Below are 11,414 nucleotides of genomic sequence, written 5' to 3'. Positions count from 1 at the left end.
AATGTTAGTGTTTCCTAATATAGACCCTGTTGCCTTTTCCATAGGGCCCCTTAAGGTGCATTGGTATGGATTAATGTATTTAGTGGGTTTTGTAAGCGCCTGGTTATTAGCGTTGTGGCGCTCAAAGCACTATCAACTCAGTTGGACCTCAGAGCAAATCGGCGACTTAATTTTTTACGCGGCCTTGGGAGTTATTATTGGAGGCAGAGTGGGTTACATGCTCTTTTATAACTCAGAGCAATTTTTTACGCAGCCCTGGATATTATTTAAATTATGGGAAGGTGGAATGTCATTCCACGGCGGGTTAATCGGAGTTGCTATCGCGCTATGGCTATTTTCCCGTAAGACCAAAAAACCTTTTCTGGAAGTAGGCGATTTTATTGCGCCCTTGGTTCCATTGGGACTTGCTGCAGGAAGAGCAGGCAATTTTATTAATGGTGAACTCTGGGGGCGAGTAACTGATGTTCCCTGGGCGATGGTATTCCCTAATTCTGATGGTGAGCCGCGTCATCCCTCTCAATTATATGAATTAGGATTAGAAGGTATACTGTTGTTTATTGTAGTATGGTGGTATGCCTCTAAACCACGACCTGCAGGTTGTGTTTCGGCGGTGTTTTTAATAGGTTATGCTCTATGTCGCTTAATAGCGGAATGTTTTCGCCAGCCAGATGCACAGCTAGGCTTTTTAGCCTTTAATTGGCTAACAATGGGACAATTATTATCACTGCCAATGCTTGTTATTGGCTTATGGTTATGGTGGGCTAAACGATGAAAACCTATTTAAACTTGTTAGAGCATATTCTTGAAAATGGTGTTGAGAAAACTGATCGCACTGGCACAGGAACCCTTTCCGTGTTTGGTTATCAAATGCGGTTTAAGTTGGATGAAGGCTTCCCCTTAGTGACTACAAAAAAATTGCACACGCGAAGCATTATCCATGAGTTACTATGGTTTTTACAAGGCGATACCAATATTGCTTATCTGAATGAAAATGGTGTCACAATTTGGGATGAATGGGCTGATAGCAAGGGTGACTTAGGCCCCATTTATGGGCGGCAGTGGCGCTCTTGGCCTACGCCCGATGGCCGCTCTATTGATCAGCTAACAGAAGTGGTACAGCAGATCAAAACCAATCCAGATTCACGTCGTTTAATCGTCAGTGCATGGAATGTGGGTGAACTTGATAAAATGGCTCTAATGCCTTGCCATGCGTTATTTCAATTTTATGTCGCTGATAAAAAGTTATCCTGCCAATTGTATCAGCGTTCTGCCGATGTTTTTTTAGGCGTACCTTTTAATATTGCTTCCTATGCATTATTGACGCATATGGTGGCACAACAATGCGACTTGGAAGTGGGTGAATTTGTCTGGACTGGTGGCGACTGCCATTTATACCTCAATCATCTGGAGCAAGCGCACACACAATTAAGTCGTCAGCCCTTGCCACTGCCTACATTAAGAATTAAACGCAAGCCGGCTTCTTTATTTAACTATGAATTTGCTGACTTTGAGTTTCTGAACTATCAGTCACACCCAACAATAAAAGCGCCTATTGCTGTTTAGGCGGGGTGGGAAGGTAGTTTTTATTTTATCCGAAGAATATTTTTTATTGGGTGAGGAGCGAATATCTAAAAATAGTAGATAGCCTTAGACGTTTCATTTTAGAAGAAGAGAAAATAAAAGTTTCCCTCTTCTATGTTTTATTTCTTGCCAAGATGAAATGTTGTTTGTTCACCCGTTAAGTACTTTTCTCCATACGAGCTTTCTGAAAGAGCGTTTTTTAATTCTTCGCCAGTTAGATATTTTCCTATATTTTTTTCTTTTGTGTTACCTGATAGATAATTTTCGATAAAATCACGAGAAACTCTTACTGCGGCTTCAAGTTGTTCTGGATTATTCCTATCTATTTTCCCGAGTACACCTAAAGTAAAATGCGTTATTCCTGAAAATCCCTGTTCATCCAAGCCTTTTATGCTCATTACTAGTTCCTTTATATTGGGGGAGTATCTAAAGATATAAGGTGTTTTTCCTTCCATAGAGTTTAAGAGTTTCACTGCCTCATCCCTACTGAGTTCCCCGGCATATTTCTTGTCGTATTCTTCCGTAGTGCTTTTAAACATAGTAAAGGTCTCCTTGTATCTTTCTCTATTAATGTAAATAGCAATTTATTTAAATTATATAGCAAGGTTAATAAAAAAATAGCAATATGGGGGGTATGGGGATAATAAGCAATCATTAAAAGCAAAACGAAACAACGTTTAAATAGCTACTTTTCTCTTGGTTATGCCCAGGACTAAAAGAAATTGTGCCAAGTAATAAGTCACCATGATTAAAAAATTAGTAATATTGGTTTCTACAAGCACAAATTGCGTGAGCGCAAGAATAAAATCAGACAGTAAAAATAAACAGGAGCCACCACTAATTAATACTGGATATTGTTTAACTTGAAAGGCAGTAAAAACCATAAAGCTTAAAAAGCAGAGGTAAATGGTGGCAGGGATGGTCATTTGCCCCAAGGATGGTAGTATAAACCAGTAACTGACTATAACAAACAACAGCACCGGGAGAAAATAAAGAGTACGAGTTAGCTTAAATTGAGCGTCTTGGATATACAATCGAATATAAGCGCAATGGGCGAGTACAAATAAAAGAATACCTAATTTAAAAGCCCATTCAGCGGCAACGGTGAGAATGATGTCACCTAACAATGAAAACACTAAGGCTGTTATTAACCACAATTTGGTTGTTTTATCGGAGGTGGTTAGCCAGCTAATAATAATTAATAAAAAAATCGGAACAGGTTTTATAAAGCTGTTAACAGGATAAGCAATAAAGGGTAAAACAGCCAAATAAAAGGCTGCGCCTAAAAAGAACAATAGTATACCCATTTGGGGTAGTTTTTCTGCCATAATACATCCTTGATTAGCTGCTAAGCCTTATATTTCTACTTCATACAGTTTAACCACTTTTACTCAATACAACCACATCGCAACCAACAACAGTATTATGAGCATATGCATCTAATATTAGAAGGTTGATTTTGTTATTGCCGCGGCTTTTGGGATACATTCTCCTGTATCGAGGTAGGTGTCTGGATTTCGCGCAGAAAGCGCGGAATGTAGACATGGGTCATCTCCTTGTAAGTGGGGATCGATTTAACTGCAAATTTCTGCCTCTTTAGCTAGTGCCATGCATCCATTACGTATCGATGATTGTAGGAACAATATTATTTGAAGGAATGGCCAAAAATTGGTAATTCAGCCAAATATGATTTAAAATTGCCCTTCCTGTGTTTTTTGGAATCGATAATGAAAAAAATTATTTTTCTTCTAATTGCTGCAATGTTCCTTTCAGTAGGTTATGCCAGCAAACTAAGCAAATTTTTGAATAAAATGGAAGCAGAAGATCGTGCTCGTCAGGAACGTGAGTGGCAACAGGATATGGATTTTAAAGATTTCGCGTTTCGTTTGGATAAACGCTATACCGATGATCGTGGGCAGCAATGCCGTGACTATATATTCCGAGCCCGTAGCAATCCTTATCGCCATGGTTATTACACGGTTTGTGATGAGCGATGATTGAAATAAGCGAGGTAAAACTTGCTTATTTCTTATAGGCAACTACTGTGGGAAATAGTTTCGCCCTATCGTAAAAAAATTCCATGTTGATAAAGCCTGCCACCTTTAATTGCTTTCTTGTTTGTTCCGTGGAGCGGTAACACTGAAATTTTACCTTTAAAATATCAACAAACAGGGTTCGCTGTAACTGTAAATCATGTGAATTAATCGAAGACATGTCCCATTCGCATTGTTCAGTGAGTACCGGGGGAGGGGTCAAAAAACTGGTTACCAGCTTTCCTCCGGGTTTTAAAGCCTGATAAAACCCTTCAAACAAGGCTAAAACTCGCTCTTCATCCGGTTCATAGATAGTAAGGCCATTACTGGAAATAAGATCAAATTCCTCTTGAATCCCTAAATGCCAGGCATCGGCATGATGCAATTCAAGTGGATGTGATATTTTTAGTTTTTCAGCAAGCTTATGAGCATCGGCAAACGTGTCGCGATCATAATCGAAGCCTAACAGACGAATGTTTTTAGATTGCTGTAATTGTAAATAAAGTAACTCGCTCATTGTGCCACAAGGAATACACGCCAGCGTTGCTCCTTCTCTCACTGCTTTTTGATTTTCACGAAGAAAAATCTCAAATCGTTCCTGGGTAGCTACTATGATGGGTGCCTTATCAAGCAAAAATATTTCCAATGGGGAAAAAGGCTCTTCACGATTATTTTTACCGGTTTTTCGCCCATGGAAAGGATGAGTGGTTATGTAGTGAGTCCAATAACCGTTAATACCCTGGTTTTGGATGAGGAAACGCCCAAAGTCAAATTGTTGTAATTGATGGAGTAAATCCAGGTACTGTCCTAATACCTCAGATGATTCAATGTCCTTTTTTAAGTGTGCCGCTATATTATTTACACATAATTCCAAGGATTTTTTATCTTGAGCATGAGAAATTAAATGTTGATTATCCTGTGTCGACATGTAATTTTCCAAAATGGCGGTTTATGGTCGAACAAATAAGCTGCGAATGGAATCAGGGATAGGAACCGATTTATTTTCTATATAGTTAACCCAAACAATTTTACTGGTTCCCTGCGTCATTAACACCTCATTTTGATAAATTTCATGATCCATCATGATACTGGAATTTCCAAGACTGTGTACACTGCTTACCAAAGTTAATGTTGCTGGGTAAACAATGGGCTTTAGAAAAGTACAAGCGACATGAATGACCACAGGACCAATTGGCTGTTTCATGTCTAAATGAAGACTTTCTAGCCATTCAATGCGTGATTGCTGGAAATAATCAAAATAGCGCCCATTATTAACATGGCCCAAGGCGTCCATGTCACCCCACTCAATGGGAAAAATTCGTTGATGTACAGCTATCTTATGTTCAGTCATGATAAATCCATAGGGTCGACGTCCACATTCCAGCGGACATGATGATTTAATTTTATTATTGTCAGCCACTCCCTGAGCTGCGTCAATCTAGTTTGCAGAATTTTACGGGAAGGTGATTTTAGCAGTAATTGCATACGATGTTGGTTTGCTTTACGGGCAAGAGGTGCGGGAGCAGGACCTAAGGTAGTGATACCCTGCATTAACAATTGTTCTTTTAAAGTGTGCAAGAAGTTTAATACTTTGCTGGCTGATTTGTCTTGCGCACGAATTAGGGCTAAAAAATGATAGGGAGGTAATTCAGCGTGCTGTCTTGAATCCAATAACGCCTGTGCAAAAGAGTCATACCCTTGTTGAATCAACGTCGTTAACAACGGGTGGTGAGGCAGATGCGTTTGAATAACCACCTGTCCTGGGTGTTCGGCGCGCCCTGCTCGTCCTGACACTTGGGTTAACAATTGTCCTAAACGTTCAAGTGCCCGAAAATCCTGATTGTAAAAACCGGCATCCGTATCGAGTATGACCACTAAGGTTAGATTGGGAAAATGATGTCCTTTAGCTAACATTTGTGTGCCCACAATTAATTGCGCATCGCCTCGATGAATACTGTCCAAATGATTTTCCAGCGCATTTTTTTTCTGTACTTCATCACGATCGATGCGCAACAGATTAGTGTCCGGGAATTGGTGACTTAAATAATCATAAATCCGTTGTGTCCCCGCACCGATCGGAATTAATTCTCTATTATGGCAAGCCTTACATTGTGCAGGAATCATCTCTGTGCGACCACAATGATGACAGACCAGACGATTAAGTTGACGGTGTAAGGTAAGGTGACTATCGCAGGTTTTGCAATCGGCTATCCAACCACAGTGATGGCACAATAACACCGGTGCAAAGCCCCGGCGGTTAATAAACACCATGACTTGATTACCCTGCTGCAGATGCGTTGCAATCATTTGCAACGTTTGTGGTGCCAGGCCTTGTTGCAAGGGAACATTACGCAGATCAATAATCTGATAATGCAAGGGGGTAGTGTTTAAGGCTTTTTGCTTTAAGCGCAGTAAAGAATATTTCTTTTGATGGCAGTTATACAAGCTTTCAAGACTTGGAGTAGCCGAGCCAAGAATAATAGGTAGGTTGCTCATATAGGCTCGCATTAAGGCCGCATCGCGCGCGGAATAGCGCACCCCATCCATCTGTTTCAGCGACGCGTCATGTTCTTCATCAATAACGATTAAACCTAAAGCAGGCATGGGAGTGAATATTGCTGTGCGTGTTCCAATAACCAGTTTTGCTAAATTATCATGAGCCAGCTGCCAGGCAAATTGCCGTTCTGTTTCATTTAAATTTGAATGAATAACAACCATGGGTTCATTAAAACGTGCCGTAAAACGAGAAAGTAGCTGAGGTGTTAAGCCAATTTCAGGAACCAGTACAAGAACTTGCTTTCCTTGCGCCAAAACGTCAGCAATAACTTGCAAATAAACTTCAGTTTTGCCACTGCCAGTGACACCTTGTAATAAAAAACAATGATAATCATTTAATTGGGCTGTTATTGCTTGTACCGCTAATCGTTGTTCTTCATTCAGGAGTAATGGTGTATCTTTATTTTTTTTCTCATTGAGAGGAAGGGCTAATTCCTGCTTTTTTGTGATTAACTTTAGGGTTAACAGACCATTTAATTGTGCTTGTGTAAAGCCTGCCTGTAGAATTTCCTTTTTGGTTACAGGATGAGTTTGCTGGTGAAGAAAATCAAGAAGTGCGCGCTTTTTATGAGCTCTTAAGCCAATGCTGTTATAAGCTTCCTGAACAGGCCTGGCCAAATAAAAATGCTCCACCATTGGCAATTGACGGGGCTTGCCCAGCCGATAATTTTTAGGTAATGCTAAGGGAATAACTTCCGATAAAGGGGATTGATAATAACTACAAACCCACTGACACAACTTCAGAATGGTTGGGGTTAGCAGAGGAGTTTCATCAACAATTGCAGTAATTGATTTAAGCTTTTCATGGGATGGGGATGTTTGTTCACCCATTACAAATCCTAGACGTGTCTGTTTGCGAAAAGGCACCCAGACACGCGCGCCCATGCAAAGTGGTGAAGCACTGTGATAGTCAAAAAAATCACGCGAGGTATGGGGGATACAAATTTTATAGACTTTGTCCATCGACGTTTTCATTTAATAAAGCAATTGACTTATCATTGCTGACGATACCACTCATGACTAGCAGATTGTCCTGGTGCAGAGAATACTTTCACGACTACTTTTTCAATACGATGCTTATTAAGCTCTGCAGTATCCTTGATTAACTCTTGCACAAACCATCGCGAGAGCTCCTCGACGGTAATATTGGTGAGTGGCATGAGGGTAACGTCTTCTTTTAAAAAAGGGATTTTTTTATTATTAAAGGTAAAATAGTAATAGTCTTCATCTTCTGCAAATTGCAAGAAGGGAGAGAATTGCGGCATTAGAAAGGTTTGATTTAAATAGCGGCAAAGTTTATGGATGCGTTCTTTGTAATAGCGATAATCGAAGGTTAAGCCATTTTCTTCAACCCAGGTTGTCAGTGCTAAATAGACACCATACATATGTCCATGCAGGGGCTCTCTTTCTGTCGCAGAGAAAATGGTAGTATGGCCTGCGGAAAATTTCATGGATTCTTTTTGCAGTTCTACTGTAGTCAAATATTTCTTCATCATAAACTCGCTCGTTTGTCCTGCAATTGAAAACCAAGTAAAGGGATGTCAAGATTTTTGCTTAAAGCAATGACTTTAAACAGTTCGCCCATCTCACTAGGTTGCAGTAGTTGTTTCACTGCCTGATTTGCGTGAACGCGAAGTAATTCATCGTTTAGCTTATCTAGCAAGCTTAACAAACCATTGGCTAGTAAAAAAGAGGCTTGATTGGTGTAGCCTGCGATATTAAAACCCGCCTGAGAACCTGCCTCTGCAATATGAGTAAAATCAACATGCGCGGTAATGTCTTGTTCGCCAAGATGAATAAAGGGATTGCTGTGTGCAAGATGGCGATAATGGCACATTAAGGTGCCGGTGTTACGATCCGGATGATAAAATTCATGCCGGGGAAAGCCATAGTCAATGAGAAACATAACGCCTTGCTCAAGCATTAATGCACATTGTTTTATCCAGTCATCGATGAATAAATTGGCTTCGGATTGATAGGGAAACAATTCACGAGGAAAGACCTGTTGAATATAGTTGAGCAAGCGCTCGTTAGTACAAGGTTTAAAAGTCTCTGCTAATTGCATTTGCTCATCCAATACCACATGGCTTTCCAGCAAACCCTGTTCAGTTTGCAGAAAACGATGTACGGGCATGGCATCGAGTACTTCATTCGCAATCACGATGCCTTTAAAAGGCTTCTCAGGCCATCGCTCAAGCCAGAGAATGCGTGAAAACAAATGCGGAATTTTTTCCTGGATAAAAGACTGCTGACGTTGTTTTAAATTGCTGCTTACTTCGAGAATAACATATTGATGAGGGAGGCAGTTTAAATATTCGAGTTGTTGCAACATGTCAACGCAGAGTTTGCCTGAACCGGCACCAAATTCAAATAAGATTGGCTCTTTAAGTTGTGAGAGAATTGGTTGGCATTGATTCGCGATGGTATAGCCAAACAAGGGAGTTAATTCTGGAGCGGTGACAAAATCTCCCTGACTCCCGAATTTTTGCAAGCCGGCACTATAATAGCCGTAATAGGGGTTATATAAAGCTTGCTGCATAAATTCAACGAAAGGTAGCGCGCCTTGTTGTTGAATTTGTTCACATATCAGAGAAAATAGGCTCATAATTGCTAACTAATAAATGGGGAATACTTTGACTCAAGCCAATAAACCAGCAGTAAAAGTGGCCTTGGTGACCGGTGCTGCAAGACGGATTGGAGCCGCTATTGTTTCTAAATTACATGCAGCCAATTTTAAAGTAGTTATTCATTGTCATCAATCTTTAAAGGATGCACAACAACTTGCAACTTCACTCAATAATCAACGTCAAGACAGTGCTGTTGTGATTGCACAGAATTTAAATGCGTCAGATGCCGCCAATGCGCTTATCGCTGCAGCTTTGGACTGGGGTGGGCGCCTTGATTTACTGGTAAATAACGCCTCTATCTTCAATCGCACGAATTTGGCAACCCAAGATGAGGACGCTTGGAATGAATTATTTAATCTAAATGTCAAGCTACCCTTTTTTTTAAGTCTCGAGGCATTTCCTCATTTAGCAAAACAGGAAGGTGTTATTATTAATCTAACGGATATTCATGCTGAAAAACCGCTTAAAGAGTACGCTGTCTATAGCCAAACCAAAGCAGCGTTGGTAATGCAGACAAAAGCTTTAGCCAGAGAGTTTGCACCTAAGGTGCGTGTTAATGCAGTAGCCCCCGGGGCTATTATGTGGCCTGAGCATGGCAACCGTCTTAAGTTGGAAATCCAACAACAAATTATTGCACAAACACCGTTGAAACGTCATGGTCATCCTGCATTTATTGCTCAGGCAGTATTGGCCTTGGTGGAAAACCCATTTATTACTGGTCAAATTTTGAATGTTGATGGAGGTCGTAGTATTTCCTGAGCAACTTTACAGTCTATACACAGTTTTATCCACAGATTTTGTGGATAAAAGATTGCAAAACTGTAGAATGAAGAATAGCTTTAAAGTCATGCGTAACTTGACAATTGGAAAATTTAAGAGGGATTAAGCAAGAGAATAAAATCGAATAGAGAATAAAGTTATCCACAGAGAACTTAAGAATAATAGCTTCAACTGGGTTTGTCATAATAACCAAATAAATTTTAAAAAAACAGTCTTGACACCAAAAAATTTCAGACATGAGTAAAAATAATATATCGGACTATTTCTATTCAGTAAGTTTGAGAGTTTTAAGCGTACACTCAATGTCAAATAATGTTTCCAGTCTATAAAAAGCTTGAAGTTGTTGTTGAGTCACTCGGTTTTTAAAATAATAGCGAAACAATGACTTGCTTTGTAGCATCGCCTTGTAATCATTTTCCAGACGCGCAAGTCCTAGCAGATGTTGCATATACAGTGCCTTGTGCCACTCATCATCCACCGTAATTTGTAAATCGTGCAATAAATTTTTATAAAGCCAAGGTTGACCTGTGCCAGCTCGACTTACCATATAGCCATCACATTCACTCACAGTTACGGCATTTAAAAGCGATTGTCGATTGTTAATATCGCCATTGGCAATAACAGGTATAGCGACAGCCTGTTTAATTTGTTTTATTTGTGCCAAATTGCAGGGCTTGGCATAATTTTCTGACCAATGCCGCCCATGCACAATGAGTGCATCGGCACCGGCTTCTGCTATTTTTTTTGCTAAAGTCAAATCATAGTTATTTTCTGAAAGACGAATTTTTACCGTCAACGGAATGCTAAGTTTTGGTCGAATAGCAGCTATAATAGCAATTAACAATGACGGATTATCGAGTAAAGCACTCCCTGCTCCTTTTTTTCGAATTTTGCTTTTAGGACAACCGCAATTTATATCAATGAGATCAGCACCATGCTGTTGCAACAGTACGGCAGCATCAGCCATGACTGAAGGCTCATTGCCTGCAATTTGATAGCAAAGTAATCCTTCTTGGGGTGAACGAAAAAGATAACGGGAATTTGATTTATGTTTGTATAATACATCGTGCGCAGAAATCATTTCACTGACACAGTAAGCGGGGGACTTGAATGTCATAAACAGTTCACGAAATGGAGCACAACTAAAACCTGCTAAAGGTCCTTGAATTAAACGAGTTGGCAACTGTAGTGAACCAATAGTTAGAGAACTATTTAAAAAGCGTTGCATAAAAAATAAAAACGTCAAAGAGGACTATATTATACCTCAAATGTAGGGATGTAGTTTTTAATATTTAGTGTTGAAGAGAGTTATCCATGGATAAAAAAAATCTTTCGCCTCTGGAGTTACTTAAAATAGCAACTGAGCATGCTTATTGTGCGCAACATTTATTGCATAACAATGGTGAAGTAGCTGGAATGGGCTATGAAACCAGTGATGCATTAACAGCAGTTGCTTCATTAATGTATACAGCATTTGAATTAACGTTAAAGGCCTATCTTTTACATGAACATAAAAAAATAAATCAGCCTCAACGGCTTATGGAGTTGGTGGAGTTAAATAGTGATCTGGAATTGCCGGGCCAAGACCGTCAAATTATTAAAAATTTGGCGAGATCGCAAGCTTTTCGAAGAGGCTATGATTACGAACTTTGGGAAGACAGACAGCAGTTCCATGTTTTTTGCACGCAATTACTTGCTGTTTATGAACGTTTACAACAGGTAATGCCTCTAGAGTTACATCCGAGCTATCAGCCTGGGTAAGACAGGAATATATTATTGGGTGATTTTGAACTCGTCTAAGGCGACTCCGGGGCGAATTAATTTAAAGCTATTTAAT

At 39.9% G+C, this 11,414-nt stretch carries 13 protein-coding genes; 5 read left to right on the top strand and 8 right to left on the bottom strand.

The genetic code is table 11. The annotated features are described in order from the left end of the window. Position 1: 1 nt before the first annotated feature. A complete protein-coding gene (gene lgt / locus clem_RS14005; protein ID WP_094092114.1) occupies positions 2-772 on the top strand; it encodes a prolipoprotein diacylglyceryl transferase in 771 nt (256 codons plus the stop codon). Beyond that, entirely contained in the window at positions 769-1,563 is a 795-nt protein-coding gene (gene thyA / locus clem_RS14000) for a thymidylate synthase (RefSeq protein WP_094092113.1), read from the top strand. Before lgt ends, thyA begins: the two co-directional genes overlap by 4 nt. Positions 1,564-1,700: 137 nt before the next feature. Here thyA and clem_RS13995 read toward each other — a convergent pair whose 3' ends face one another. Next, positions 1,701-2,120 (bottom strand): SH2 domain-containing protein, encoded by a 420-nt coding sequence (locus clem_RS13995; RefSeq protein WP_094092112.1) that lies wholly within the window; start codon positions 2,118-2,120, stop codon positions 1,701-1,703. 138 nt (positions 2,121-2,258) lie between these two features. Then, a complete protein-coding gene (locus clem_RS13990; RefSeq protein ID WP_094092111.1) occupies positions 2,259-2,909 on the bottom strand; it encodes a lysoplasmalogenase in 651 nt (216 codons plus the stop codon). A gap of 399 nt (positions 2,910-3,308) precedes the next feature. Here clem_RS13990 and clem_RS13985 point away from each other — a divergent pair, with 399 nt between their 5' ends. Further along, on the top strand, positions 3,309-3,578 hold the full coding sequence (locus tag clem_RS13985) for a hypothetical protein (protein ID WP_094092369.1): 270 nt from the start codon (positions 3,309-3,311) through the stop codon (positions 3,576-3,578). Positions 3,579-3,603: 25 nt separating this feature from the next. Here the strand turns inward: clem_RS13985 and clem_RS13980 are convergent, their stop codons facing one another. Genes clem_RS13980 through clem_RS13960 form a run of 5 tightly spaced genes read right to left on the bottom strand, consistent with a single transcriptional unit; the run spans position 3,604 to position 8,775 of the window. Beyond that, positions 3,604-4,542 carry an SAM-dependent methyltransferase gene (locus tag clem_RS13980; protein WP_094092110.1) on the bottom strand — a complete coding sequence of 313 codons (939 nt, stop codon included), beginning with the start codon at positions 4,540-4,542 and terminating at the stop codon, positions 3,604-3,606. A gap of 21 nt (positions 4,543-4,563) precedes the next feature. Next, entirely contained in the window at positions 4,564-4,965 is a 402-nt protein-coding gene (locus tag clem_RS13975; protein WP_094092109.1) for an acyl-CoA thioesterase, read from the bottom strand. Beyond that, on the bottom strand, positions 4,962-7,133 hold the full coding sequence (locus tag clem_RS13970) for a primosomal protein N' (RefSeq protein WP_094092108.1): 2,172 nt from the start codon (positions 7,131-7,133) through the stop codon (positions 4,962-4,964). The genes clem_RS13975 and clem_RS13970 overlap by 4 nt, the downstream gene beginning before the upstream one ends. 32 nt (positions 7,134-7,165) lie before the next feature. Further along, a complete protein-coding gene (locus clem_RS13965; protein ID WP_094092368.1) occupies positions 7,166-7,663 on the bottom strand; it encodes a 6-pyruvoyl trahydropterin synthase family protein in 498 nt (165 codons plus the stop codon). Beyond that, positions 7,663-8,775 carry a class I SAM-dependent methyltransferase gene (locus tag clem_RS13960; protein ID WP_094092107.1) on the bottom strand — a complete coding sequence of 371 codons (1,113 nt, stop codon included), beginning with the start codon at positions 8,773-8,775 and terminating at the stop codon, positions 7,663-7,665. The genes clem_RS13965 and clem_RS13960 overlap by 1 nt, the downstream gene beginning before the upstream one ends. 16 nt (positions 8,776-8,791) lie before the next feature. Here clem_RS13960 and clem_RS13955 point away from each other — a divergent pair, with 16 nt between their 5' ends. Then, entirely contained in the window at positions 8,792-9,556 is a 765-nt protein-coding gene (locus clem_RS13955) for a pteridine reductase (RefSeq protein ID WP_094092106.1), read from the top strand. Between the two features lie 286 nt (positions 9,557-9,842). On the opposite strand, the gene clem_RS13950 is transcribed toward clem_RS13955, so the two are convergent. After that, entirely contained in the window at positions 9,843-10,805 is a 963-nt protein-coding gene (locus clem_RS13950; RefSeq protein WP_094092105.1) for a tRNA dihydrouridine synthase, read from the bottom strand. A gap of 86 nt (positions 10,806-10,891) precedes the next feature. Between clem_RS13950 and clem_RS13945 the strand changes: the two genes are divergently transcribed. Continuing rightward, positions 10,892-11,338, top strand: a complete 447-nt coding sequence (locus clem_RS13945) for a hypothetical protein (protein ID WP_094092104.1) — start codon at positions 10,892-10,894, stop codon at positions 11,336-11,338. The last annotated feature ends 76 nt before the right edge of the window (positions 11,339-11,414 follow it).

It is taken from the genome of Legionella clemsonensis, assembly GCF_002240035.1.
In the GTDB taxonomy this organism is placed as follows: Bacteria; Pseudomonadota; Gammaproteobacteria; order Legionellales; family Legionellaceae; genus Tatlockia; species Tatlockia clemsonensis.
Note: the sequence above shows the minus strand (reverse complement) of the source record. Positions and strands in the feature narration are given on the sequence as shown.